This is a genomic window from Nocardioides limicola (assembly GCF_016827675.1).
In the GTDB taxonomy this organism is placed as follows: domain Bacteria; phylum Actinomycetota; class Actinomycetes; order Propionibacteriales; family Nocardioidaceae; genus Nocardioides; species Nocardioides limicola.
Genome location: NZ_JAERJA010000001.1, coordinates 234288 through 258853, shown reverse-complemented (window position 1 = coordinate 258853; position 24566 = coordinate 234288). Strand labels below are relative to the sequence as shown.

25 protein-coding genes, 1 tRNA gene and 1 riboswitch are annotated in these 24566 nt (G+C 69.4%); of the genes, 2 read left to right on the top strand and 24 right to left on the bottom strand.

Features of this window, described 5'->3' with window-relative positions; genetic code table 11:
- The 13 genes from JKG67_RS01275 to JKG67_RS01215 form a co-directional block, all read right to left on the bottom strand.
- Entirely contained in the window at positions 1 to 1335 is a 1335-nt protein-coding gene (locus JKG67_RS01275) for a serine hydrolase domain-containing protein (RefSeq protein WP_203335439.1), read from the bottom strand.
- Between the two features lies 1 nt (position 1336).
- Positions 1337 to 4174, bottom strand: coding sequence for an aminomethyl-transferring glycine dehydrogenase (gene gcvP / locus JKG67_RS01270; RefSeq protein WP_372442029.1), 2838 nt, complete (start codon positions 4172 to 4174; stop codon positions 1337 to 1339).
- A 71-nt stretch (positions 4175 to 4245) separates the two neighbouring features.
- Positions 4246 to 4333: riboswitch (glycine riboswitch) on the bottom strand.
- A 22-nt stretch (positions 4334 to 4355) separates the two neighbouring features.
- Positions 4356 to 4955 carry a MerR family transcriptional regulator gene (locus JKG67_RS01265; protein ID WP_203335438.1) on the bottom strand — a complete coding sequence of 200 codons (600 nt, stop codon included), beginning with the start codon at positions 4953 to 4955 and terminating at the stop codon, positions 4356 to 4358.
- A 147-nt stretch (positions 4956 to 5102) separates the two neighbouring features.
- Complete coding sequence (locus tag JKG67_RS01260) at positions 5103 to 5576, bottom strand: bifunctional nuclease family protein (protein WP_203335437.1); 474 nt, start codon at positions 5574 to 5576, stop codon at positions 5103 to 5105.
- Positions 5577 to 5612: 36 nt separating this feature from the next.
- A complete protein-coding gene (gene ftsR, locus JKG67_RS01255) occupies positions 5613 to 6311 on the bottom strand; it encodes a transcriptional regulator FtsR (protein ID WP_238997772.1) in 699 nt (232 codons plus the stop codon).
- 32 nt (positions 6312 to 6343) lie between these two features.
- Complete coding sequence (locus tag JKG67_RS01250) at positions 6344 to 6841, bottom strand: zinc-ribbon and FHA domain-containing protein (protein WP_203335435.1); 498 nt, start codon at positions 6839 to 6841, stop codon at positions 6344 to 6346.
- 116 nt (positions 6842 to 6957) lie between these two features.
- On the bottom strand, positions 6958 to 7341 hold the full coding sequence (gcvH, locus tag JKG67_RS01245; RefSeq protein ID WP_203335434.1) for a glycine cleavage system protein GcvH: 384 nt from the start codon (positions 7339 to 7341) through the stop codon (positions 6958 to 6960).
- 60 nt (positions 7342 to 7401) lie between these two features.
- Positions 7402 to 8154, bottom strand: a complete 753-nt coding sequence (locus JKG67_RS01240; RefSeq protein ID WP_203335433.1) for a DUF881 domain-containing protein — start codon at positions 8152 to 8154, stop codon at positions 7402 to 7404.
- Positions 8147 to 8479, bottom strand: a complete 333-nt coding sequence (locus tag JKG67_RS01235) for a small basic family protein (RefSeq protein WP_203335432.1) — start codon at positions 8477 to 8479, stop codon at positions 8147 to 8149. Before JKG67_RS01235 ends, JKG67_RS01240 begins: the two co-directional genes overlap by 8 nt.
- On the bottom strand, positions 8476 to 9351 hold the full coding sequence (locus JKG67_RS01230; RefSeq protein ID WP_203335431.1) for a DUF881 domain-containing protein: 876 nt from the start codon (positions 9349 to 9351) through the stop codon (positions 8476 to 8478). The genes JKG67_RS01235 and JKG67_RS01230 overlap by 4 nt, the downstream gene beginning before the upstream one ends.
- The gene (gene clsA, locus JKG67_RS01225) at positions 9344 to 9943 is read right to left on the bottom strand and encodes a cardiolipin synthase ClsA (RefSeq protein WP_307816370.1); all 600 of its coding nucleotides are present in this window, start codon (positions 9941 to 9943) and stop codon (positions 9344 to 9346) included. Before clsA ends, JKG67_RS01230 begins: the two co-directional genes overlap by 8 nt.
- A gap of 66 nt (positions 9944 to 10009) precedes the next feature.
- Complete coding sequence (locus JKG67_RS01220) at positions 10010 to 11056, bottom strand: hemolysin family protein (protein WP_203335429.1); 1047 nt, start codon at positions 11054 to 11056, stop codon at positions 10010 to 10012.
- Positions 11053 to 12402, bottom strand: a complete 1350-nt coding sequence (locus JKG67_RS01215; RefSeq protein WP_203335428.1) for a hemolysin family protein — start codon at positions 12400 to 12402, stop codon at positions 11053 to 11055. The genes JKG67_RS01220 and JKG67_RS01215 overlap by 4 nt, the downstream gene beginning before the upstream one ends.
- A 171-nt stretch (positions 12403 to 12573) precedes the next feature.
- Between JKG67_RS01215 and JKG67_RS18345 the strand changes: the two genes are divergently transcribed.
- Positions 12574 to 13419, top strand: coding sequence for an adenylate/guanylate cyclase domain-containing protein (locus JKG67_RS18345; RefSeq protein ID WP_203335427.1), 846 nt, complete (start codon positions 12574 to 12576; stop codon positions 13417 to 13419).
- 13 nt (positions 13420 to 13432) lie between these two features.
- Here JKG67_RS18345 and JKG67_RS01205 read toward each other — a convergent pair whose 3' ends face one another.
- A complete protein-coding gene (locus tag JKG67_RS01205; RefSeq protein WP_203335426.1) occupies positions 13433 to 13981 on the bottom strand; it encodes a DUF1697 domain-containing protein in 549 nt (182 codons plus the stop codon).
- 99 nt (positions 13982 to 14080) lie between these two features.
- Here JKG67_RS01205 and JKG67_RS01200 point away from each other — a divergent pair.
- A tRNA-Pro gene (locus tag JKG67_RS01200) sits at positions 14081 to 14154 on the top strand.
- A 117-nt stretch (positions 14155 to 14271) separates the two neighbouring features.
- Here the strand turns inward: JKG67_RS01200 and der are convergent.
- The 10 genes from der to JKG67_RS01150 form a co-directional block, all read right to left on the bottom strand.
- The gene (gene der, locus JKG67_RS01195) at positions 14272 to 15624 is read right to left on the bottom strand and encodes a ribosome biogenesis GTPase Der (protein WP_203335425.1); all 1353 of its coding nucleotides are present in this window, start codon (positions 15622 to 15624) and stop codon (positions 14272 to 14274) included.
- Positions 15621 to 16364 (bottom strand): lysophospholipid acyltransferase family protein, encoded by a 744-nt coding sequence (locus JKG67_RS01190; protein WP_203335424.1) that lies wholly within the window; start codon positions 16362 to 16364, stop codon positions 15621 to 15623. Before JKG67_RS01190 ends, der begins: the two co-directional genes overlap by 4 nt.
- Before the next feature lie 5 nt (positions 16365 to 16369).
- The gene (gene cmk / locus JKG67_RS01185; protein ID WP_203335423.1) at positions 16370 to 17041 is read right to left on the bottom strand and encodes a (d)CMP kinase; all 672 of its coding nucleotides are present in this window, start codon (positions 17039 to 17041) and stop codon (positions 16370 to 16372) included.
- Positions 17042 to 17104: 63 nt separating this feature from the next.
- Positions 17105 to 18166, bottom strand: coding sequence for a prephenate dehydrogenase (locus JKG67_RS01180; protein WP_203335422.1), 1062 nt, complete (start codon positions 18164 to 18166; stop codon positions 17105 to 17107).
- 48 nt (positions 18167 to 18214) lie between these two features.
- Positions 18215 to 18982, bottom strand: coding sequence for a pseudouridine synthase (locus JKG67_RS01175; RefSeq protein ID WP_307816369.1), 768 nt, complete (start codon positions 18980 to 18982; stop codon positions 18215 to 18217).
- Complete coding sequence (gene scpB / locus JKG67_RS01170; protein WP_307816368.1) at positions 18979 to 19566, bottom strand: SMC-Scp complex subunit ScpB; 588 nt, start codon at positions 19564 to 19566, stop codon at positions 18979 to 18981. The genes JKG67_RS01175 and scpB overlap by 4 nt, the downstream gene beginning before the upstream one ends.
- Complete coding sequence (locus JKG67_RS01165; protein ID WP_203335421.1) at positions 19563 to 20456, bottom strand: segregation and condensation protein A; 894 nt, start codon at positions 20454 to 20456, stop codon at positions 19563 to 19565. The genes scpB and JKG67_RS01165 overlap by 4 nt, the downstream gene beginning before the upstream one ends.
- Positions 20453 to 20791, bottom strand: a complete 339-nt coding sequence (locus JKG67_RS01160) for a hypothetical protein (RefSeq protein ID WP_203335420.1) — start codon at positions 20789 to 20791, stop codon at positions 20453 to 20455. Before JKG67_RS01160 ends, JKG67_RS01165 begins: the two co-directional genes overlap by 4 nt.
- Entirely contained in the window at positions 20776 to 21714 is a 939-nt protein-coding gene (locus tag JKG67_RS01155) for a ParA family protein (RefSeq protein WP_443678531.1), read from the bottom strand. Before JKG67_RS01155 ends, JKG67_RS01160 begins: the two co-directional genes overlap by 16 nt.
- 261 nt (positions 21715 to 21975) lie before the next feature.
- Positions 21976 to 24564: a DEAD/DEAH box helicase gene (locus JKG67_RS01150; RefSeq protein WP_307816367.1), complete on the bottom strand. Its 2589-nt coding sequence runs from the start codon at positions 24562 to 24564 to the stop codon at positions 21976 to 21978.
- Positions 24565 to 24566 lie beyond the last annotated feature (2 nt).

Genomic DNA, 24566 nt, shown 5'->3' with positions numbered 1-24566 from the left:
TCAGGACGACGGCGGGCCGCCCGGGATCGGCGCCCTCGGGTCGTACGGGATCCGGGTGAACACGAAGGTGCCCAGGTCCAGGTGGTTGATGGTGCCGTCCTCGTTCCGGACCACCCGAAGCCGCTCCCCGCGCTGGTAGCCGGCCGCGCCGACGATCCCGTCGCCGTCGGCGACATACCGGTAGACGACCTCGCCACGCAATCGGACCACCAGCTGCGAGCCCTCGAGTTCGAAGGTGTGCGCCGTGTTGCCCCAGTGCCACACGCCGAGCAGGTCGGCGAAGGCACCCGGCACCCCCAGGTTGGGCTGCCAGTCGGGGCCAATGCTGGGCTCGTGTCGTTCGAGGTCATCGAGCAACCCGATCGCCGTCCCGGCTGAGGCCAGCCCGGTGGTGCCGTTGCTGAGCAGCACCACTCCGGTCCCGCGCCTCCGGTCGACGAAGCAGCCGGCCATGAACCCCGGCATCGAACCGGAGTGGCCGACGATGGTCCCCGAACCGCCCGCATGCAACTGGAACCCCAGCGCGTGTGCCTGAGTCAGGCCGCTGGCCCCGGTGCCCGAGCGTGGTGCCATGGCCCGGTCGAGCGCCTCGACCGGCAGCACCCAGCGGTGTCCACGGATCATGAAGTCCGCCCAGCGGGTCAGGTCGGCGACCGTGCTCCACAGTTGTCCGGCCGGTGCCATCGCCCCGGTGTCGGTGGCCGGCTCACGCGTCAGCGTTCCGGCGTACGGGTGGACGCTGAAGCCGTCGGCGTACGGCCCGGAGGGCTGCGACCCGGTGCGTTCCATCCCCAACGGCTCGAGCACCCGGTGCCAGGCAGCGTCGGACCACGTCTGGTCGCGGAGTCTGGAGACCAGTTCGCCGAGCATCGCGTAGCCCAGGTTGGAGTAGTGGAACTGCTCCCCCGGAGACTGCGCGGCCTGCACGTCGCGGTTCGCGGCGATCAGCGTGGCGAAGTCGGTGCCTGGGGAACGCTCCCACCACGCCCCCGCCGGCTCGGCAGGCAGGCCCGCGTCATGGCAGAGCAGCTGACGCACCGTGCGCTCGCCGTGCGGGACCCCGTCGATCAGCGTGCCGATGGCCTGATCCAGTCCGACCAGACCCTCCTCCACCAGTTGCAGCACCAGGACCGCGGTGACTGTCTTGGTGATCGACCCGATCCGGTACTGGGTGTTCTCGACGGGGCCGGGCACATCGCCGCGCCCCTGGCACCAGACCAACTGTCCGTCGCGGACCACGCCGGCGACCACCGAGGGCAGTCGGCCGTCGCGCTGGACCCGCGCCAACCGGGTGAGCAGGTGGCGGGCCGTGGCCGGGGCGACGGAATCGGTCATCTCAGGCGAACGCCTCCGGCGACGGGCACGAACAGACCAGGTTGCGGTCCCCGTAGGCCTGGTCGATCCTGGCCACCGGCGGCCAGTACTTGTCCGGGTCGATGCCGGTCGGGAAAACGGCTTCCTCCCGGGTGTAGGCGCGGTCCCACTCCCCCACCAGTGCCCGGCTGGTGTGCGGAGCCCCACGCAGCGGAGACCCCTCAGCGGTCCACTCCCCTGCCCCGACCCGGTCGATCTCGGCCCGGATCGCGACCATCGCCTCGATGAACCGGTCGATCTCTGCGAGGTCCTCGGACTCGGTCGGCTCGACCATCAGCGTGCCGGCGACCGGGAAGGACATGGTGGGGGCATGGAAGCCGTAGTCGATGAGCCGCTTGGCGACATCGTCGACGGTGACACCGGTCTCCTTGGTCAGACCGCGCAGGTCCAGGATGCACTCGTGGGCCACCAGCCCGTTCTCACCCCGGTAGAGGACCGGGAAGTGCTCGTCCAGACGCTGCGCGATGTAGTTGGCGGCCAGCACTGCCACCGACGTGGCACGGGTCAGGCCCTCGGCGCCCATCATCGCGATGTAGGCCCACGAGATGGGCAGGATGCCGGCTGATCCGTAGGGGGCCGCACTGATCGGGCCGATCCCGGACCGCTTCTGCTGCTCGGGGTGGAACGCGTGACTGGGCAGGAACTCCGCCAGGTGGGCGCGGACGGCGACCGGGCCGACGCCGGGACCACCGCCACCGTGCGGGATACAGAAGGTCTTGTGCAGGTTCAGATGCGACACATCGCCGCCGAAGTCGCCCGGCCGTGCGTGCCCGACCAGCGCGTTCAGGTTGGCTCCGTCGACGTACACCTGCCCACCGTGGGCGTGGACCAGGTCGCAGAGCTCGGTGATCCCGTGCTCGTAGACGCCGTGGGTGGAGGGATAGGTGACCATGATCGCGGCCAGCTCGTCGGAGTGCTCCTCGACCTTCGCCCGCAGGTCGCCCAGGTCCACGGAGCCGTCCTCGGTCGCCGCGACGACGACCACCCTCATGCCTGCCATCACCGCCGACGCGGCGTTGGTGCCGTGCGCCGAGGACGGGATCAGGCAGACGTCACGGTGGTGATCGCCGTTGGCCAGGTGGTAGCCGCGGATGGCCAGCAGCCCGGCCAACTCACCCTGGGAGCCGGCATTGGGCTGGATGGAGACCTCGTCGTAGCCGGTGATCTCGGCCAGCCAGCTCTCCAGGTCCTCGACCAGACGTCGGTAGCCCGCCACGTCCTCGGCGGGCGCGAACGGGTGCAGGTCGGCGAATCCGGGCAGGCTGACCGGCTCCATCTCGGTCGTGGCGTTGAGCTTCATCGTGCAGGAGCCGAGCGGGATCATTCCGCGGTCGAGGGCGTAGTCACGCGCCGAGAGCCGCCGCAGGTAGCGCAGCATCGCCGTTTCGCTGCGGTGGCTGTGGAAGACCTCGTGGCTGAGGAAATCGGTGACCCGCGCCAGCTCAGCGGGAATGCGGCTGTGCGTCGCTCGCGGGCCTTCGCTGATCCCGAACGCCTTGAGGACTGCTGCGGTCACCTCGTCGTCAGCGGTCTCTCCGACGCTGATGCCGATGTGGTCGGCGTCGACCCTTCGCAGGTGCAGGCCGGCGTCGTGGGCTGCGCCGGCGATCTCCTCGGCACGGCCCGGCACCTTCACCAGGACGGTGTCGAAGAAGGCGTCGTGCACCACCTCGACGCCGCCGTCGCGCAGCGCCGCCGCGATCCCGGCGGCCTGGCGGTGGATCCGGGTGGCGATCCCGCGGAGTCCGTCCGGGCCGTGATAGACGGCGTACATCGACGCCACCACGGCCAGCAGCACCTGGGCGGTGCAGATGTTGGACGTCGCCTTGTCGCGACGGATGTGCTGTTCCCGGGTCTGCAGCGCCAGCCGGTAGGCAGGGCGGCCCTCGGCGTCCACGGAGACACCGACCAGGCGACCGGGCAGGTGCCGCTCCAGGCCCTTGCTCACGGCCATGAACCCGGCATGCGGGCCGCCGTAGAACAGCGGCACACCGAAGCGCTGCGAGGACCCGACCACCACGTCGGCGCCCAGGGCGCCGGGTGACTCCAGCAGGGTGAGGGCGAGCAGGTCTGCGGCGAGAACCGCCAGGGCGTTGCGCTGATGGGCGGCCTCGATGAGCGGCCGCGGGTCGAGGATCTGGCCGGAGGCGCCGGGGTACTGGATGAGGACGCCGCACAGGTCACCGTCGGGGAGTCCGGCGGTCAGATCGGCGACGACCACGTCGATCCCCATCGCCTCGGCGCGGGTGCGCACCACGTCGATGGTTTGCGGGAGCGCGTCGGCATCGACCACGAACGGGCCTTCCGCCTTGCGGTTGGCGCGCCGCACCAGGGTCATCGCCTCGGCTGCCGCGGTGCCCTCGTCGAGGAGGCTGGAGTTGGAGATGGGCAGGCCGGTGAGGTCGCCGACCATGGTCTGGAAGTTCAGCAGCGCTTCGAGTCGCCCCTGGGAGATCTCCGGCTGATAGGGCGTGTACGCCGTGTACCAGCTGGGATCCTCCAGCACGTTGCGGCGGATCACCGCTGGAGTCACGCACGCGTGGTAGCCCAGCCCGATCATCGGCTCGGCCACCCCGTTCTGGGCCGCGAGCTCCCGCAGCCGGCGAGCGGTTCGGATCTCGTCGGTGGCCGGCGGCAGGTTCAGTGGTGCCTTCGCCCGGATGGATGCTGGCACGGCCGCCGCCATCAAGGAGTCGAGCGAGTCATGGCCGATCGCGGCGAGCATCGTCGCGACGGCGTCCTGATCCGGGCCGATGTGGCGGGCGGCGAAGGGGGCGGACTGCTGCGGGGACAGGGTCACGTTCAGGCTCCAGGGGCGGTGTCGGTCAGGACGCCTCCCCCTCTGTCATGACGGTGTCACTTCAGAGTTGCCTGGCCCGCGCGGTCCCTGGTGCCTGAGAGGTTCCGGGGAGGAATTGCCCCTTCGGCGCTCGTCGAGAGTCTCTCCCGCGCAGCGTGTCAGCAGCAGAATTCTAGCAGCCTCAGCTGATCTGGCGGGCAGCGCGACGCGCAGCGAGCTCGTCGCTGGCGGCGAGCTCGGCAGCGCTCTCGGTGCGTTCGCTGGGCAACTCTGCGAGGGTGCCCTCGATCTCGCGCCATACGCCGCCGATGGCGATGCCGAACACACCCTGGCCGCCGTTGAGCAGGTCGATGACCTCGTCGTTGCTGGTGCACTCGTAGACCGACGCGCCGTCGCTCATCAGCGTCACCTGGGTCAGGTCGTCGGTGCCGCGCTCGTGCAGGTGCTGCACTGCGGTGCGGATCTGCTGCAAGGAGATGCCGGCGTCCAGGAGTCGCTTGATGACCTTGAGCAGGAGGATGTCCCGGAAGGAGTACAACCGCTGCGAACCGGAGCCGCGGGCACCCCGGACGGTGGGCTCAACCAGGCCGGTACGGGCCCAGTAGTCGAGCTGGCGGTAGGTGATGCCGGCAGCGTTGCAGGCAGTGGGTCCGCGGTAGCCCGCGTCACTGGGCAGCGGCGACACGTCGTCGGTGAAGAGCAGCCCCTGCTCGGAGGCGAGCTCCGCAGCCTGGTCGACTGCGGCGTCGACCGGCTCCTGGCCGTTCTCGTTGACTGGCACGTCCGTCCTCCTGCTGGTCAGTGGGACTGCAGACCCACCAGAACACACTGGTGGAGTTACAGCCGCGACAGTTCAAGGTAGGCCCCCGACCATCCCCGGGTCAACGCGCCACGCGGTGTGTCGCAACCCTAAAGTTCATCTGGAGGGTCAGGGTTGATCGGTCTCGAAATCCTCGGGGGTGACGTGGTCCAGGAACTCGCGGAACCGCTCGACCTCGTCGTCCTGCTCGGCCGGCACAGCCAGCCCGGCCGTGTCCAGCACGTCCTCCGCGCAGACGATCTTGGTGCCGGTCCGCAACGCCAGGGCGATCGAGTCCGAGGGCCGTGCGGAGATCTCGGCTCCCGACCGGAGCACCAGCGTGGCGAAGAAGATCCCGTCCTTCATCTCCACGATGCGAACCTCGGCGAGCCCGTCCCCCGTGGCGTCGAGGAGGCTCTTCATCAGATCGTGCGTCAGTGGGCGTGGCGGCACCACGCCCTGCTGTGCGAAGGCGATGGCGGTGGCCTCCACGGCCCCGATCCAGATCGGCAGGTAGCGGTCCCCAGCGACCTCACGCAGCAGCACGATGGGCTGGTTCGAGGGCATCTCGACCCGGACACCCATCACGTCTACCTCGCGCACACGCCAAGCCTACCGCTGATCCGGTTGGCCGAACGCTCAGTGCCGGCGAAGGCCGGCCTTCACCAAGGTCGCGTGCAGCCGCACCGAGAGCGCAGCGATCTCAGCGATCGCGTCGTCGGCCCGCGCCCGGGCCGCGGTGTCGCGGCCACGAGCCATCGGTGCCACCACCTGCTCGACGAGACCGACCTCCCGGTCGGCCGCGGCCTTGAAGGCGCGCAGGTGCCGGGGCTCGAAGCCGAAGACGCTCAGCTCGGCGGCGGTGCGCGCGATGAGCAGAGCGTCGCTGTCGTACTGCTGCGTGCCCGGCCGCGGGGACACCAGCCCGAACTGCTCCAGCTGGCTGAGCATGTCCTCGGAGATCTCGGCGACCTTGACCAACTCCTTGCGGGACAGGCGCAGGTCGCTGCGTCTCCTGAACGATTCGGCACTCGGGGTGCCGTCGACGGACAGTGCCACGGTGGGCACGGTGGGTACCACGGACTCGATCGGCGGCGGCTCCAGGCCCCGATCGATCGCGTCGAGGTGTTCGCCGATCACCTTCAGCGGGAGGTAGTGGTCGCGCTGCATGGTCAGCACGAACCGGAGGCGGTGCACGTCTGCGTCGGAGAACTTGCGATAGCCGGCCGGCGTACGCTCCGGCTTGATCAGGCCCTTGTCCTCGAGGAAGCGGATCTTCGGGATGGTCACACCCGGGAAGTCCGGACGCAGGTGCTCCAGCACCTGGCCGATGTTCATCCTCGGCTGAGAGGACGGAACAGCCGACGACATCAGCCGCTCACGTGGCTGGCGAAGAAGACCAGCCGATACTTGCCGATCTGCACCTCGTCGCCGTCGATCAGCGCCACTTCCTCGATCCGGTCACGGTTCACATAGGTGCCGTTGAGACTGCCGACGTCCTTGACCCGGAACCCCTCGGGGGTGCGGTGGAACTCCACATGCTTGCGGGAGACGGTGACGTCGTCGAGGAAGATCTCGCTCTCCGGATGCCGGCCCGCGGTGACCACGTCGGAGTTCAGCAGGAACCTGCTCCCGGCTCCGGGACCTCGCTGCACCACCAGCAGGGCGTGTCCGGCCGGCAGCGCATCCACGGCCGCCGCGTCCACAGGGGCCAGTTCGCGGTCACTGGTGGTCACTCGTGCATCGGTGCCGGCGAAGGTGATGGTGGCGGTGGACTCGGTCGCAGTATCGAGGAGGGCCGTGCCGCACTGGGCACAGAACCGTGCGTCGTCGGGATTGCGTCTCCCGCAGGAAGTGCAGAACGGCATCTTCTTCCCTCCGCCGATTTCTGGTTGCCGATGTCTGGTTGCGGCCGCTCCCTCAACTGCAGGTTGAGGGTCAGGTCGAACCTATCAGTCCCTCGGCTATCGCCGCAGCCACCCGCTCAGTCCAATGTGGCCTGGTAGCCGGCCGCATCCAGAAGGGCCGCCACGCTCGCGGGGTCGGCGGGCCGCAGCTCGAAGAGCCAGCCTTCGCCATAGGGGTCGGAGTTGACCAGTTCGGGGGTCGCCTCCAGTGCTTCGTTGCGGGCCACGACCTCGCCCGCGATCGGTGCGTAGACGTCGCTCACCGACTTGGTGGACTCGAGCTCCCCGCAGGCACCGCCGGCGTCCACGCTCTGGCCGACCTCGGGCAGGGACACGTAGACGATGTCTCCGAGAGCGTCCTGGGCGTAGTCGGTGATCCCGATCCGTACCGAGTCAGCGACGTGGCCGGGGGTCCGCACCCACTCGTGCTCACTGGTGTACTTCAGGTCCTCGGGATACATGTCCGCTCCTTCGCTCGTGTCGGCCAGGCACTGCGATTCGGTGCCGCGCCGGGATGCAGGCTACTCGTCCTCGTCGGCGTTGGCGTACTGCGGTCGGAAGCCCGGACGCACCGATTCGATGTCGACGGCGTCCAGCTCCTCGGCCGTGATCCGGGCCCCGTCCCGTCGTGCGGACTCCATCGGGCCCAACGGGAACGTCAACGCGCCGTGCAGGACGTGCGGTTCCCCGATGACGTCGATCGTGTACGGCGACTGCAGCAGCACGCCGTCGATCAGGATGCCGCCGGTGGCCTCCTCGAACGCGGTCTGGGCGATCACCCGGACCTCGTTGTTGAACTGCATGGCCTCAGCGCCGGCGGATCTCAGCTCCTGGATCGTGTCCAGCAGGGTGTCGATCGACACTCGTCCATCGATCTCCTCGATGCTGATCCGCAGCCCCGGCCCCGTCACCGGCACCTGTCCGGCGAGGATCGCCAGCGCGTTGGCCTCCCGACGCGCCTGCTCCAGTGCCGTGTCGCGGGTGTTGGTGTCGCTCTGCAGGTCCTGGCGGGTCTGTTCGAGCCTCTCGATCTCGCGCTCGGCCCGCTCCGCCGCGCCGCTGAGCCCGGCCAGGACGTCGATCAGGTCCTGGTCGCGGAAGCCGGCGTAGGAGTCGTCGGTCTGGGTGGCCTTGACCTGCAGCACCAGGGCGAAGCCCACCAGCGCCAGGATCACTGCCACCACGTACTGACTCTTGGACGGGTGCGTCAGCGATGCCCGAAGCCGACCCCGGGAGTCCGGTGTCGGTTCGCTGCGGGGCTCGAGGTCAGGCATGGAAGACGTGCCGTCTGATCGCCGCGACGTTGGCGAAGATGCGGATGCCGAGCACCACGATGACTCCGGTGGACAGTTGGCCACCGACGCCCAACTGGTCGCCGAGGTAGACGATCCCGGAGGCGATGATCACGTTGCTCAGGAACGAGACCACGAAGACGCGGTCGTCGAAGATCCCGTCGAGGTGGGCTCGCAGTCCACCGAAGACCGCGTCGAGGGCGGCGATCACGGCGATCGGGAGGTAGGGCTCCAGGCCGAGCGGTACGTCGGGTTGCACCAGCAACCCGACGATGACCCCGATCAGCAAGCCCAGCACTGCGATCACGATGCGATCTCCTCGTCCACCACGTCACGGTCCGTGGAGAGCCCCTCCTGGACCGACCTCAACGTTGCCGGCCGAGCAGCCGGCAAGGTCAAGGATCCCTGATTGTCCATCGTGAACTCGAATCCGAGCGCATGCACCAGGTTGAGCCACTTGAGCCCTGACGTCGTGTTCGCGAAGTCCGCCTGCAATGTAGCCGTGTTGCCGATGGCCAGCACGACGTACGGCGGATTGAGGGGCTGGCTGTTCACCAGGATGGCCGGTCCTCGGTTGCGGAACGCGGAGAGCACGGTGAGGCGCTCACCGTTGACCGAGATCGCCTCGGCACCTGCCTGCCAGAGCCCATTGACCAGCGTGGTCAGATCCTCGTCCCGGATGACCTGGGTGGGGTCGGCGCCCTCGGCGTTGTCGACCGCGATCCGCACCCCAGGGCCCCGCACCTGCAGATGTCCCGTCCTGACCTGGAGTCGGCGCACCCGATTGCGTTCGGAGAGCTCCTCCTCGATGACCTGCTCCAGGCGGACCTGGAGGTCGTCGTTGGTGCGGCGCAGGTCGCCCCGGAGGCGCTCCAGCAGGGCTAGGTTCTCCCGGCGATCGTTGACCTGGGCGATCAACGCGGCCCGGCTGCTCTCATCCACCGGCGCATTGCGGTTCGTCTGGACGGCGGCGGTCACCGCGAGCACTCCCAGGACGGCACAGACCACGGCGGTGACCCGGCGTGAACCGACCCGTCCCGCCACCGGGTCCGCGGTCGGATCCACTGGGCGGGCGTGAGCCTCACGGTACTCAGACTCGAGCGCTTCTCGGGTGATCAGGTCCAGAAGCGGCAGGGTGATCCGCTCGCCTCCACCTGGCGGACTCTCACGGTCACTCATGACGGACCCCATCGGGTCCCATCGTGGCGAACAACGTCCGCACCTGCCACGCGTACAGGATCCCCGCCCACCAGTAGAGCCCGATCCCCCAGCCGGCGAAGGCCCAGCCGAAGACCAGCGCCAGCGTGGCAATGGTCCCGTCGCCGTCGCCGAGCAACAGCAGCGGGAACGCGTACATCAGGTTGAACGTGGCCGCCTTGCCCAGGAAGTGCACCGGAAGTGCGCTGTAGCCGCGTCGCCTCAGGAACGGCACCAGCACCCACAACAGCACGTCCCGCAGCGGCAGGATCACCGCGATCCACCACGGCACGATGTCACGCAGGGCGAGTCCGATCACCACCGCGAGGATGTAGAGCCGATCGGCGAGCGGGTCGAGCAACTCGCCCAGCGAGGTGCGCTGGTCGAGTCGCCGCGCGAGCCAGCCGTCCGCCCAGTCGGTGACTCCGGCTACAGCCAGGACGCCGAGAGCCCACCAGTCGGCCTGCGGACCGAGCACCAGCCACAGGAAGAGCGGCACACCGGCGAGTCGCAGCATGCTGATCCCGTTGGGCAGCGTCCACACCTTCGACGTACGCCGCACGTCGTCAGTCACTCCGCATCCCGCATTCCGCATTCCGTGGCCCTGGTCGCACCCAGCCTAGCCATGATGGCTGCTGGTTCATGCGTCATCGAGGTGCGCCGCGTCGCGGATCTCGCCGACCAGTTCCTCGAGCACGTCCTCGAGGGTGGTGATCCCCACCAGGGTGCCCGCCTCATCGACGACGCACCCCATGTGCGCGCCTTCGCGCTGCAGGATCTCCAGGGCGTCATGCAGGCTGGTGCCGGCGGCCACGGTGGCGAACGGGTGCACCCAGTCGGGTTCGATCGGCCGATCCCGGGCCAGGTCGTCCCGCACCAGCGCGTCCTTGATGTGCAGGTATCCGGTCAACTCCCCCGAAGCCTCCGCCACCGGGAACCGGCTGTAGCCGGTGGCCGCGCACAACTCCTCCACGTCGGAAGCGGTGGTGGCTCGGTTGATGGTGACCAGGCTGGCCGGTGTCAGCGCGACCCCGTCCACGGTGCGCTCGGTGAAGTCCAGGGCGCCGGAGAGTCGGTGGTATTCGGCGAGTTCGATCAGCCCCTCCCCCCGGGACTCCTCCACCAGCGCCGCCACCTCCTCGCGGGTGAAGGTGGATGTCACCTCGTCGCGGGGTTCGATGCGGATCATCCGGAGCGTCACGTTGGCGATCGCGTTGAGGGAGACGATCAGCGGCCGGAACACGGTGACCACCGCCAGCATCGGCGGCCCCAGCACCAGGGCGGCCCGCTCCGGCCCGGCGATGGCAATGTTCTTCGGCACCATCTCGCCCAGCACCACGTGCAGGCAGACCACCACCGCCATCGCGATCACGAAGGAGATCGGGTGCACCAGCGCGTCGGGCACCCCCACGGCAGCGAAGAGCGGTTCCATGGTGTGGGCCACCGCAGGTTCACCGACAGCGCCCAGGCCCAGCGAACAGATGGTGATGCCCAACTGGGCGCCGGCCATCATCTGCGAGACGTTCTCCATGCCCTTCAGGGTCATCTTCGCGACCCGGGAGCCGGCGAGGGCGCGTGGCTCGATCTGGCTGCGTCGGGCGGCGATGAGCGCGAACTCCGCCCCGACGAAGAAGGCGTTGGCCGCGAGCAGGGCCACCGCGACGCCGATGGCAGTGAGGTTGCTCATCGTGTCTCACCGCCCAGCCTCAGGGTGAGCCGATCGATGCGGAGCCCATCGAGTGCCTCCACGGTCAGGGTCACCCTCAGTGACGCCGGCTCATCCTCGTCGGTGCGCGCGGCATCGGGCAGGTCGAGGGTCACCGTGTCCCCCGGCTCCGGGATCCGGCCCAACTCGCGGACCACCAGGCCGGCGATGGTGTCGTAGTCCTCGTGCTCGGGCAGCGGGATCCCGGTCAGATCCTCCACCTCGTCCGGACGCAGCAGCCCGGAGAGTTCCCAGGCGCCGTCGGTGAGCCGCTGACTGTCCGCACCCTGCGGGTCGTGCTCGTCAGCGATGTTGCCGACCATCTCCTCCACCACGTCCTCGAGGGTGACCACACCGGCCTGGCCGCCGTACTCGTCGAGCACCACCGCCATCTGGAAGCCCTCTTCGCGCAACAGCGCCAACAGTGGGTCGAGGCGCAGTGAGTCGGGCACCACCAGCGGCTTGCCCATCAGGTGCTTCACGCGGGTGGTGGGCCGCTCGTGCAGGGGCAGCGCGACGGCGTGCTTGACATGCACGGTGCCGACCACGTTCTCCTCGTTGTCCACCACCGGGAAGCGCGAGTGCCCGGTCTGGCGGGTCAACTCGATCACTGCGGCCGCCCGGTCGGTGGCGGCCAACATCGCAGTCCGCACTCGGGGCGTCATGATCTCCCCGGCCGTGCGGCTGCCGAACTCCACGGACCGCTCCATCAGCTCCGCGGTGTCCGGGTCCAATGTTCCCAGGGTCGCCGAACGCTGGATCAGCGAGGCGAGTTCGGTGCTGCTGCGTGCCGAGCGCAGTTCCTCGGCCGGTTCCACGCCGAGCCGCCGCACGATCGCGTTGGCCCAGCCGTTGAGCATCCGGATCGGCAGCGCGTTGATCGCGGTGAACCCGCGCTGGAAGCCCTGGGTGGCGCGAGCGGTCGCGTAGGGGCGGGCGATGGCGATGTTCTTGGGCACCAGCTCACCGAAGATCATTGTCAGGGCGGTGGCGATGCCCAGGCCCAGAGCCAGCGCCACGGGGGTGATGGAGGCCTCACGCAGGCCGGCGGCGGTCAGTGGCTCACGCAGCAGCGCTGAGATCGCCGGCTCGGCCAGGTAGCCGATCGCCAGGTTCGTCACGGTGATCCCCACCTGAGCACCGGAGAGCTGGGTGGAGAGGGTCCGCAGACCACGGCGCACCCCCTGCGCCCTGCGATCGCCGGCCTCGGCGTCCCGCTCGACCACGGTCCGGTCGACGGTGACCAGGGAGAACTCCGCGGCCACGAACACGCCACAGGCGGCGATCAGCGCCAGGGCGAGGGCCAGCAGTCCCAGTTCGGTTGTCATCGACGGCTCCGCGGCGGAGCGTCGGGCCGATGGTGCGCGGGTGCGGTGGGGCTACAACTTTGAGAGCCGTCCATAGCCGGCGGGGATCACTTCCTCGATCGGGGGTCTTCGCAGCAGAACTCTACCGAGCCTGCCCTCGCCGTGGGGTTCGGCCTGTGCCATGGTGTCCGCGTGACGGAGTGGCTGCTGGTCGCAGGGTTGGCACTGGCCTTGGCGACCCTCGCCGTGCTGGCAGTGGCGCTACGCCGTGCCGGCGCTCGGATCAGGGCCCTGGAGGCCGACTTGGAGGCACTCCGGACGACCCGTCCAGTGCGGCCCAGTCAGGCCGCTCAGGTCGCCGGAGCGGTGGTGCGCACGATGGTCGACACCGCCGAACGGGTACGGGAGCGCGGGGTCAGCGGGATGCTGCTCGCCTCCATCGAGGACTTCACCCGGTGGACGACCGAGGACCGGGCGCAGATCCGCGACATCGCCGATGCCGACGGGAACGTGACCTTCATGTTCTCCGACATCGAGAACTCCACCGCGCTGAACGCCGACCTGGGCGATGAACGCTGGGTCCGGCTGCTCGACGAGCACGACCGGCTCGTCCGCCGCCGGATCGAGGAGTACGGCGGACACATCGTGAAGTCACAGGGCGACGGGTTCATGGTGGTGTTCGGCAGTCCCCTCATCGCCGTGGACGCCTGCCTGGCGGTGCAGGACGACCTGCTGCGTGGCCGCGGCCGTCAACTGCGTCGTACGCCGATCCGGGTGCGGATGGGCCTGCACACCGGGACCGCGATCGCACGTGAAGGTGACTGGTTCGGCGCCGCCGTGGCCACCGCAGCCAGGGTCGCCGCCCGCGCCGACGGCGGGTCGGTCCTCACCACCGATGCCGTGCACGACGGGGTCGGCGACGCCGAGGCGTTCACCTTCGAGGCGGCGGGCATCACTCAGTTGAAGGGCCTGCCCGGCACGCACCGTCTCTGGCGGGTCCGCCGCACCGACGAGACCACCGCAGCCATCGAGGGGTGAGCCCGTCCCACCCTCACTCGGGTGGGAGCTTGGCCAGCACCCGCTGCACGGTGAGCCAGGTGCGGGTGGTGATGTCACGGCTGAACTGCTTCTCCAGCCACACCATGAAGTCGGGCGTCTTGGGGCCGGTGTTGTCGGTGACGGCCAGCACCGCACGGGCGAGTTCGTCGTAGCCCTGCACCCGCATCCCCGGATCCTCGGGCTGCGGCAAGGGCGTCGGCAGTTCAGGGACCGGGGCCTTCAGGAAGGTCGCAGTCAGGTACGTCGCCCTGCCGTGCGTCAGACTGCCGAACGGAGCCCGGGCGACCAGCCCCTCGATCTCAGCCCTACTCCGGACGATCGTGCCGCCCGGGATCCCCAGTTCAGCCTGCAACGCAGCCTGTATCCGCTCCTCCAGAGCGACCTGGTCATCGTCGTCGGTGGCGAAGACCAGGTTGCCGCTGGCCAGCACCGAGCCGACCTCCTCGAAGCCCAACCCCTCCAGCACCCCGTGGAGTTTCTCTCCGCGCATGTTCGGGTTGCTGGGGCCGATGCCCCGCAGCAGAGCAGCATAGGAAGGCACCCGGTCACCGTAGTCCACCCGCGACTGCTGCCCGGGTTTCACCACCGCCCGAGCACTGCGGTAGTGTTCGGTCCGCCCTGGGGGTGACCCCTCCGGCGGCGGGCTGTGGCGCAGTTTGGTAGCGCACTTGACTGGGGGTCAAGGGGTCGCAGGTTCAAATCCTGTCAGCCCGACATTGTGATGTCTCAGGACATCGACCACACCCGGACCTGCGAAGGCAGGTCCGGGTGTGGTGCATTTCGGGGTCCGTCTGCTCTCGTCGACGACTCCCCGGCTGCTCTGCGGCAGCCTCAGCGCTTGCGCTTCTCCCGGACCCGCTGCTGCAGGATGATCGGCGTACCGACGAAGCCGAACTCCTCGCGCAACCGGCGCTCCACGTAGCGCTCGTAGGAGGCTTCCAGCTTCCCCGACGTGAACAGCACGAACGTGGGCGGAGCCGTCGTCGGTTGGGTCCCGAAGAGGATCTTGGGCTGCTTTCCGCCGCGCACCGGATGCGGGTGCTCCGCGATGAGCCGACCCAGGAACGAGTTCAGCGCCCCGGTGCCGACCCGGGTCTCCCAGCCTTCCAGGGCCCGGTCCAGGGCAGGCACCAGCCGGTCGACATGCCATCCGGTCCGGGCGGTGACATTGATCCGCGGCGCCCACGTGACCTGCACCAGGTCGCGCTCGATCTCACGGTCGAGGTAGTAGCGACGTTCCTCGTCGACGAGGTCCCACTTGTTGAAGGCGATCACCAGCGCCCGGCCGGCCTCCCGGACACTCTGGATGATCCTCATGTCCTGCTCCGAGATCGACTGTCCACCGTCGATGACCAGCACACACACCTCGGCACGCTCGATCGCGGTGTTGGTGCGCAGCGACGCGTAGTACTCGTGACCCGAGGCGGTCTTGACGCGCTTGCGGATCCCGGCGGTATCGATGAACCGCCAGATCCGCCCGCCGAGTTCCACCAGCTCATCGACCGGGTCGACGGTGGTGCCGGAGGCATCGTCGACGACCACTCGCTCCTCGCCGGCCAGCCGGTTCAGCAGCGACGACTTGCCGACGTTCGGCCGGCCGATGATGGCCACCCGACGTGGCCCGCCCACCAGGGGGTCGGTCTCCTCCGGGGCCTCGGGAAGCGCCGCCAGGACCGCATCGAGAAGGTCACCGGATCCGCGACCGTGCAGGGCCGAGACAGGGAAGGGCTCCCCGAGTCCCAGGTTCCACAGCCCGTAGGCCTCGGTCTCGGCGCGCTGGTCATCGACCTTGTTCGCGGCGAGCACCACCGGCTTGCCGGACTTGCGCAGCACGCGCACCACTGCCGCATCAGCGTCGGTGATCCCGACGGTCGCATCCACCACGAAGAGCACCGCGTCGGCCAGTTGCACCGCGATCTCCGCCTGGCCGGCGATCCGCTCGGCCAGACCCCGGGCATCGGGGTCCCAGCCACCGGTGTCCACCACGGTGAACGCGCGCCCGTTCCAGTGAGCGTCGTAGGAGACGCGGTCCCGGGTGACCCCGGGGACGTCCTCCACGACCGCCTCCCGGCGGCCGATGATCCGGTTCACCAGGGTGGACTTGCCCACGTTCGGGCGGCCGATCACGGCCAGCACCGGCACCGGTCCGCTCACTGCGTCGGTGGGTGCGTCGTACTCGCTCATGGTGCTCCTGTGTTGCGCGTGGGTGGGGTGAGCCGATCTCCGGCAGGCAGAGGGCCCGGCAACGTCCTGCCGACCAGCGCCTGGCTCTGCTCCAGGTGCACCAACATCTGCTCCCGAATGAAACCCACAGTCTGTCGGACTTGTTCCCGTGTCCGCGGCCACGGGAGTGGATCGACCCGGATCGGGCTCCCGAAGACCACGTCGATCGGAAACCTCACTGGCGGCAGGGACCCGCTGCGGGCTCCGCTGAGCCTGGTTCCGAAGAACGTCACCGGGACCACGGGTGCCCCGGTCACCAGGCCAAGGTACCCCACCCCGGGCCGCAGCCGTCTGAGTGTTCCTGCGCCACGGTGCCCCTCCGGGAAGATGCCGACACACCCGCCATCGCGCAGCACCCGCACGCAGGCGCGCACCGCCGCCGCATCAATGGCGGTTCGGTCCAGCGGGATCTGTCCAGCAGCGGTCAGGAACCGCCCGGCCGGTCCGGCGAAAAGTTCGGACTTGGTCAGCACGTGCGTGGTCCGGGGCGCGAAGCTGGCCAGCATCGGCCCGTCGAGGACGCCCAGGTGATTGGCGGCGAAGATCACCGGGCCCTCGCGCGGCGTCGACTCCGCGCCGTGCACCCGCACCGACCACCCGGCCCGGAGCAACCCGCGTCCGACACCGCGATGGCGAGACAGCAGCCAGCTCGCCGGTGCCTCGACCGCCATGGTCGAGGGCGGCGCCAGGTGCCCGTCCACCACGCTCACCTCACCGCGTCGACCAGACCCACCACCTGGTCGATGACCTCGTCCAGGGTGTACGCCGTGGAGTCGATGTGATGGGCGCCCTCCGCCATGGTCAGCGGCGCCGTCGCGCGGCCGGAGTCGATCCGGTCCCGGGACAGCAGCGACTCACGGGTGGCGAGCACGTCGGTGCCGGCGACCTCGGCCGCTCGTCGTACGGCACGCGCCTCCGGGTCCGCGGTGAGGTAGATCTTGACCGGAGCGTCCGGGGCGACCACGGTGCCGATGTCGCGCCCCTCGACCACGATCCCGCCGGCGCCGATGATCTCGCGCTGCAGCGCCAGCAGGCGGGCCCGCACCTCGGGCACCGAGCTCACCGGGCTGACCGAGTCAGTGACCTGCTGACCCCGGATGGCCGCCGAGACATCGCGGGAGTCGACGGAGATCGTGGGCGCCTGCGGATCGGTACCGGAACGGATGACCGGGGCGTGTGCCGCAGCGGCCACCGCCGCAGGATCGTGCACGTCGACGCCCTGCTCGAGCATCCACCAGGTCATCGCCCGGAACATCGCCCCGGTGTCGAGGTAGCGCAGTCCCAGCCGTGTCGCCACACCCCGTGAGGTACTCGACTTGCCGGACCCGGAGGGTCCATCGATCGCTACCACGATCGTCGCGGGGGAACTGGTGTTCACGCCTCATCCTCTCGTCTGTGAGCCCCAGCGCCGGGGCCGGGATCTGGGGAAGCCTAAGGCACCTCAGCGGTGACAGGTCCAGCCGCGGGCCTCCAGTTGGGTCATCAGATGCTCGGCCCGGGCCTCGGAGACGACGAGCTCGACCAGACCGACCGGACGCGCCGGGTCGTGGTCGATCCGCACGTCCTCGATGTTGACCTTGCTGGCACCCGCATCCGCGAAGAGTCTGGCCAGCCCACCGGGTTCATCCGGGACGGTCACGAACACCGACGACATCGGGCGCGAGGGCCGGCCGTGCTTGCCAGGGATCGCGACCGTGCCAGCCACACCTTCGGCCAGCAGCGCCTCCAACGCGGCCCCGTCCCGATCGGTGACCGCCTCGATGACCTCGTCGAGTCGATGCCGCACCTCCGCGAGCAGGGTCAGCACGGCCTCGGCGTTCCCGGTGACGATCTGTCCGTACAGTCCCGGGTCGCCGGCGGCCACTCGCGTCACATCCCGGATGCCCTGCCCGGAGAGGAGCAGGTGCTCCCGCGGGGCCTCGGCCAGCCGGCCGGCCACCAGCGAAGCCAACAGGTGTGGCACATGCGAGGTCCGCGCGACCGCCTTGTCGTGCTCGGCGGGCGACATCCGGACGGGCACTCCCCCACACAGCAGCACCAGCGACTCCACGAGCGCGACCGCCTCGGGGTCGGCGGTGGCGTGGGGCGTGATGGCCCAGGGCCGCCCGTCGAAGAGTGCGGCGCTGGCCGCCAGCGGGCCCGAGTGCTCGCTGCCCGCCATCGGATGGCCACCGACGTACCGGGCAGCCCCTGGGGTGCCCGCCACGGCTGCCAGCGGCTGGGTCTTGATGCTGCCGACGTCGGTCACCACTGCGTCGGAGCGAGCAAGCGCCTGCGCGATGACGGCGTCGAGATGCACGGGCGGCACTGCCACCACCACCAACTGAGCGCGGTCCGCTGACGTGCGGGGGCGTCCAGCGCCGAGGCCGGTCGCGGTGCGCAGGTGCTCCGGGGACGTATCGGAGAGGATGACCTCGAGGCCGGCAGCACGGCAGGCCAGGCCGATCGAGGTCCCCAGCAGACCGGTGCCGACCACCTCCACCGGGCCTGTCAGTTCGGTCATCACCGCGCCAGCGTAGTGGGCGATGGGTGCGCCCGGGTGCGCAGCCTGCTACAGCGCCGCTGCGTCGAGCAGTTCACCCAGTTCGGCGCTGCTCAGTTCGCGGAGCTCCCCCGCGGCCAGTCCGTGCAGTCTCACCGGTCCGATCGCGGTCCTGGTCAACCTGCGGACCGGGTGGCCCACGTGATCGAGCAGCCTGCGGACGATCCGGTTCCTGCCCTCGTGGATCACCAACTCGACCAGCGACCGACCCCGAGCGTTTCCCTGACCCTGCTGCATCAGCTTGGCCCGGCTCACGGTGACCGGTCCGTCCTCCAGGGTGACACCGGCCAGGAGTCGCTGCAGCGTGGCACGGGTGACCTCGCCCTCCACCTCCGCGACATAGGTCTTGTCCACCTCGTAGGAGGGGTGCGCCATCCGGTGGGCGAAGTCACCGTCGTTGGTGAGCAGGAGCAACCCGGAGGTGTCGGTGTCGAGCCGTCCGACGTGGAAGAGTCGTTCCGGGCGGTCGGCCACCAAGTCGGTGAGGGTGCGCCTGCCTTCGGGATCCGACATGGTGGAGACGACTCCGCGGGGCTTGTTCAGCACCAGGTAGACCTTGTCCGAGGCCGGCGGCAGCCGCTTCCCCGACACTCGGACCACGGCCGTCGTCGGATCGACCTTGGTGCCCAGCCGGGTGACCACCTCGCCGTCGACCTCGACCTCACCGGCGAGCATCAGCTCCTCGCACCGGCGACGCGACGCCACGCCCGAGGCTGCCAGCAGCTTCTGCAGCCGGACCAGCCCCTGCTCGTCCGGGGTCAGCGGGGCACCGTTCACGCGGACGACTCCCCCTCGTCGAGATCGTCGAGTCCGGGCAGGTACGGCGCCAACTCGGGCAGTTCCTCGAGCGAGTCGATGCCCATCCGCTCCAGGAAGTAGCTGCTGGTGCGGTAGAGGTGTGCCCCGGAACTCTCATCGGTGCCGGCCTCCTCCACCAGGCCACGAGTGAGCAGCGTCCGCATCACGCCGTCCACGTTCACGCCACGCACGGCCGACACCCGTGACCGGGAGACCGGCTGCTGGTAGGCGACCACCGCCAGTGTCTCGAGGGCAGCTTGAGTGAGGCGCGCCTGCTGGCCCTCGAGGACGAACCGCTCCACGACATCCGCGAAGCCTTCGCGGGTGTAGTACCGCCAGCCACCCGCGACCTGACGCAGTTCGAACCCTCGGTTCTCGGCGTCGTACTCGGCCACCAGCGAGGCCAGGGCCGAGGCCACCTCCTCAACGGGGTGCCCGACCGCAGCGGCCAACAGAGACTCGTCGAGCGGCTGGTCGGCCACCATCAGCAGCGCCTCCAAGGAGGGTCGCAGCTCAGCCACCGGCACCGGCAACTGCTCGTCCTCGACTGGCTCGCTGGTCACTGGTCCTCCTGGTCGGATTGAACTGCCTCGTCGTCATCTGCGGGCGGCGGGGTGCCGTCGAACTCGTCGGTGATGTCGACCTCCGTCTCCTCGTCACCGGTCCAGCGGACGGTCAACTCCCCCAGCGGACTCATCTGGTCGAATGACACGACCCCCTCCCGGAAGAGCTCCAGCAGGGACAGGAATCTGGCCACCGTGGTGAGGGTGTCCGGCGAGTCCCCGCACAACGCCCGGAAGGTGCTGGTGCCGGTGCTGCGCAATCGGGACACCACCAGCGCAGCCTGCTCACGCACGCTGACCTTGGCGGCGTGGATGTGCTGCAACGAGACCTCGAGGATCGGCTTGGGCGCCAGCGCCCGGGCGGCGAGCCTGGCGAACTCCTCGGCACCGATCCCGATCAGCACCTCGGGCAGCAGCGTGGCGTACCGCTCGTCCAGACCGACGGCCCGGGGATGCCTGCGGGACTCCTCCGCGAGCCGCTTCTCGATCCACCCGGCGACCTGTTTGTAGGCGCGGTACTGGAGGAGGCGCGCGAAGAGCAGGTCCCGGGCCTCCAGCAGGGCCAGGTCCTCCTCGTCCTCCACGTCTCCCTGGGGCAGCAGTCGGGCAGCCTTGAGGTCCAGCAGGGTGGAGGCGACGAGGAGGAACGAGGTGGTCTCCTCCAGGTCCCAGCCCTGCTCCCCCGAGTCGGCCGCCAACCGCTTCACATGCGCGATGAACTCGTCGGTGACCTTCGAGAGGGCGACCTCGGTCACGTCGAGCTTGTGTTTGGAGATCAACCCGAGCAGCAGGTCGAAGGGTCCCTCGAAGTTGTCGAGGTGGACCCGGAAGCCGCCCCCCTCGGACTCCTCGGTCGCCTCGGCCTCGGCTGCCGCGGGATGGCTGGTCATTCGCCCCTCAGGCGTCGCACGATCACACTGTCGTCACCGTGCGCATCGAAGTCGGCCAACACCAGTGCGACGGCTTCCCTGACCAGCCGGCCGCGATCCACGGCGACACCGAGCTGGTGCCGCAGCGCGAGCCGCGCATGCTCGATCTCCAGGAGTTCCTCGGAGGTGATGTAGACGGTCATCTTCTCGTCGTGCCGGACCCGACCGCTCGGCGTCTTCCGCGTCGCCGATCGCGACTCGGTCGCCGCGGCTGTCTGTGGAGCCGCGTCGACAGCAGGGTCGGCGGTGGGGCGGAAGAGGTCGTCGGCCGCAGGCAGACTCACCCGTCGAGACAACGGGCAAGCACCTCCCTGGCCAACTGGCGGTACGCCTCCGCACCGGTCGAGGAGGAGGCATAGGAGGTGATCGGTTCGCCGGCCACCGTCGAATCGGAGAACTTCACGGTACGCCGGATGACGGTGTGGAAGACCTTGTCCCCCCAGGCCTGCACCAGTCGCTCCAGGACCTCACGCCCGTGCAGGGTGCGGCCGTCGAACATGGTGCCCAGCACACCGTCGATCTCGAGGCCCGGGTTCAACCGTTCCTTGACCTTGTCGATGGTCGTCTTCAACAGTGCCACGCCACGCAGCGCGAAGTACTCGCACTCCAACGGCACGATCACGCCGTGCGCCGCGGTGAGTGCGTTGACGGTGAGTAGACCCAGGGACGGCTGGCAGTCGATCAGGATGACGTCGTACTTCTCCAGTGCCGGGGCCAGCACTCGCTGCAGCGTCTGCTCCCTGGCCACCTCGTGGACCAGTTGGACCTCAGCCGCGGAGAGGTCGATGTTCGAGGGAAGGAGATCCATCCCGGCGACCCCGGAGGGCACCACGACGTCGTCGAGGGTGACGTCGGGCTCCATCACCAGGTTGTAGATGGTGTACTCCATCTCGTGCGGGTGCAGGCCCAACCCCACCGACAGGGACCCCTGGGGGTCGAAGTCCACGAGGAGGACCTTCCGTCCGTACTCCGCCAACGACGCACCGAGGTTGATCGTGGTGGTGGTCTTGCCGACGCCCCCCTTCTGGTTGCACATCGCGATCACCCGTGCGTTGCCATGGCTGGTGAGGGGCTTGGGTTCGGGCAGGTGCGGCATCGGGCGTCCGGTGGGCCCGAGCTCCACCGAGGGGGCCGGCTGCCGGAGCGGGACCGCCTCTGAACTGCTCACCTCGGAGTTGGCCGGGACCGGTGGTCGTGGCGCCTGCACCAGCGGCGGCATCTCGGTCGCGCTGCTGCCGGTGTGTCCCGGGAATCCGCCGTCAGCCGTCATCGCCACTCCCTCGCACGCTGGTGGCTGTGAGCCACTTGTCGACTCGGCGACATCCGCCGAGGCCTGCGGGCGACTCTAGGGCCCACCGCCGACACCCGACAAGGCAGGTGCGCCATTTGCCCTGCCACGCGGAGAATCTGGGGACAGCCTGTGCATGAAGCCCCGCTGCAGTGCACAGGCTCGGGGTCGTCTGTGCAGAACTCTGTGGACTCAGAGACGCCGCAGGGAGGTGACGGTCAGCACCGGCTCACCGAGCTCGTCGGAGGCTGCCAGGTCGACGGTGGCCTCGATCACCCAGTCGTGGTGACCGGCCGGGTCGTCGAGCACCTGACGGACCAGCCACAGTCCACCCGTCTGGTCCCCCTCGGCTCCTGGCGGCGTGCCCTCGGCCTCCTCGACCTGGAACAGGTCCGGACCCCGTGCCTGCGCACCGGTGCCGATCTCGTCGTGCTCGGCGTAGTAGGCATCCAGAGCCTCGTCCCAGTCCTGCCGGGTCAGTGGCGGAGTGCGTGCGGGCTCGACCCGCTCCGCAGCTTCGCGTTCGAGGGCGACGAGCGCCGCCACATCGTCGCGGGCGGCCAGCAGGACCCGGGCGAAGATCGCGTTGCGGACCATCCGGCGGAAGGCATCGGTCCTGCTCAACGGTCGTGGCGGGGGCGGCGCTTCGTGCTGGTCACGCCCCCAGGCACCGGTCGGGTCCGACAGTGCCTCCCACTCGTCCAGCAGTGACGAGTCGACCTGGCGCACCGTCTCCCCCAACCAGTCGGTCAACTCGTCGAGGACCGGGGAACGGTGCCGTGCCTCGACGGTGTGCCGCAGTGTGCGGTACAGGTTGCTCAGGTAGCGCAGCAGCACTCCCTCGGAGCGTGCCAACCCGTAGCGGGAGACCATGTCGGTGAAACCCATCCCGTGCTCGTACATCTGTCTCAGCACCGATGCCGGCTGCAGTGCGTCAGGAGGGAGCCAGGGGTGTGACTCACGATAGGTCTCGTACGCCGGTTCCAGCAGGTCGGCCAGCGGCTGCGGCCAGGTGACCTCCTCGAGCAGTTCCATCCGCTCGTGGTAGTCGATCCCGTCCGCCTTCATCTCTGCGATCGCCTCGCCGCGGGCCGCGTGCTGCTGGGCCATCAGCACCTGTCGCGGTGCCTCCGAGACGGACTCGAGCACGGACACGATGTCCAGGGCGTGCTCCGGTGAGTCCGGATCGAGGAGGTCGAGTACTTCGAGGGCGAAGTGGGCCAGCGGCTGGTTCAGCGCGAAGTCGGCGGGCAGGTCGACGGTGAGGAGGAAACGTCGGCCGTGCTCGTCCGGCTCCTCGAGTCGGGTCAGCACGCCGCTGGCCAGCAGACTCCGAGCGAGTCGGAGCGCGCGACGGGTCAGCCGGGTCCTGGACCGGGCATCCTCGTGGCTGTCCCGCAGCAGCCGCCGCATCACCTCGAAGGCGTCCTCGGGACGCGAGACCACGTTGAGCAGCATCGCGTTGTCCACGCGCATCCGCGACGCCAGACGTTCGGGGTCCCCCCCGACCAACCGGGCGAAGGTCTCCTCGGTCCACACCGGCACGCCGTCGGGAGCCTTGCGTCGCTGGACCTTGCGCCGCTTCTTGGGGTCGTCGCCGGCCTTGGCGAGGAGCCGCTGGTTCTCGATCTCGTGCTCCGGGGCCTGGACGACGACGGTTCCGGCCGTGTCGAAGCCAGCCCGTCCGGCCCGGCCGGCGATCTGCTGGAACTCGCGCACCTTGAGGATCCGCTCCCGATGGCCATCGAACTTCACCAGCCCGGTGAAGAGGACCGTCCGGATCGGGACATTGATGCCGACTCCGAGGGTGTCGGTGCCGCAGATGACCTGGAGCAGCCCCTGCTGGGCGAGTTGCTCCACCAACCGCCGGTAGCGGGGCAGCATGCCGGCATGGTGAACGCCGATCCCGCTGCGCAGCATCTTGCTCAGCGTCCGACCGAACCCGGCGGCGAAGCGGACCTGGGAGGTCGCCTCGGCGATCGCTGCCTTCTGCTCGGGTGCCAGTCGGCGGCTGGCCGCAGGCCGCCCCACCAGGGTGGTGGCGTGTTCCACGGCAGCGGCCTGGGTGAAGTGGACGACGTACACGGGCCACTGGTGGGTGCTGACCAGTTCGTCGAGGGTGTCGGCCAGTGGTTCGGTGGCCCAACTGAAGGTGAGGGGCACCGGCCGTTCGGCGCCGGTGACCAGCGCGACCTCCCGCCCGGTACGACGGGTGAGGTCCTCGCCGATATGGGTGACATCGCCGAGGGTGGCCGACATCAGCAGGAACTGGGTGCTGGTCAGTTCCAGCAACGGGATCTGCCATGCCCAGCCGCGGTCCGCCTCCCCGTAGTAGTGGAACTCGTCCATCACCACCAGCCCGATCGCGGCGGCGTCGCCTGAGCGCAGCGCGATGTTGGCGAGCACCTCGGCGGTGCAGGCGATGATCGGAGCGTCCGGGTTCACTGCGGCGTCCCCGGTCAGCATGCCCACCCGTTCGGCCCCGAACGTGTCGCACAGGGCGAAGAACTTCTCGTTGACCAGCGCTTTCACCGGTGCCGTGTAGAAGGACCTCCGCCCGGCTCCCAGGGCCGCCGCGTGGGCAGCGGTGGCGACCAGCGACTTGCCTGACCCGGTGGGAGTCGCCAGCACCACGTGGCTGCCGGAGAGGAGCTCCAGGATGGCCTCGTCCTGATGTGGGTACAGGGTCAACCCGGAGGCGGTGCTCCAGTCGTTGAAGGCCTCGTAGAGGGCATCGGCGTCGTCGCCGGCAGCCAGGGCTGCGGTGGCCAGGTCCTCCACGG

What these genes read in the sequence shown, in the direction of transcription:
- JKG67_RS01155 (WP_443678531.1), bottom strand. Translation starts at nt 21,714, where the DNA reads ATGCCGCCGCTGGTGCAGGCGCCACGACCACCGGTCCCGGCCAACTCC.
- JKG67_RS01215 (WP_203335428.1), bottom strand. Translation starts at nt 12,402, where the DNA reads ATGACAACCGAACTGGGACTGCTGGCCCTCGCCCTGGCGCTGATCGCC.
- der (WP_203335425.1), bottom strand. Translation starts at nt 15,624, where the DNA reads ATGAGCGAGTACGACGCACCCACCGACGCAGTGAGCGGACCGGTGCCG.
- JKG67_RS01165 (WP_203335421.1), bottom strand. Translation starts at nt 20,456, where the DNA reads ATGACCAGCCATCCCGCGGCAGCCGAGGCCGAGGCGACCGAGGAGTCC.
- ftsR (WP_238997772.1), bottom strand. Translation starts at nt 6,311, where the DNA reads ATGAACATCGGCCAGGTGCTGGAGCACCTGCGTCCGGACTTCCCGGGT.
- JKG67_RS01250 (WP_203335435.1), bottom strand. Translation starts at nt 6,841, where the DNA reads ATGCCGTTCTGCACTTCCTGCGGGAGACGCAATCCCGACGACGCACGG.
- JKG67_RS01230 (WP_203335431.1), bottom strand. Translation starts at nt 9,351, where the DNA reads ATGAGTGACCGTGAGAGTCCGCCAGGTGGAGGCGAGCGGATCACCCTG.
- JKG67_RS01220 (WP_203335429.1), bottom strand. Translation starts at nt 11,056, where the DNA reads ATGAGCAACCTCACTGCCATCGGCGTCGCGGTGGCCCTGCTCGCGGCC.
- JKG67_RS01275 (WP_203335439.1), bottom strand. Translation starts at nt 1,335, where the DNA reads ATGACCGATTCCGTCGCCCCGGCCACGGCCCGCCACCTGCTCACCCGG.
- JKG67_RS01240 (WP_203335433.1), bottom strand. Translation starts at nt 8,154, where the DNA reads ATGCCTGACCTCGAGCCCCGCAGCGAACCGACACCGGACTCCCGGGGT.
- gcvH (WP_203335434.1), bottom strand. Translation starts at nt 7,341, where the DNA reads ATGTATCCCGAGGACCTGAAGTACACCAGTGAGCACGAGTGGGTGCGG.
- JKG67_RS01180 (WP_203335422.1), bottom strand. Translation starts at nt 18,166, where the DNA reads ATGACCGAACTGACAGGCCCGGTGGAGGTGGTCGGCACCGGTCTGCTG.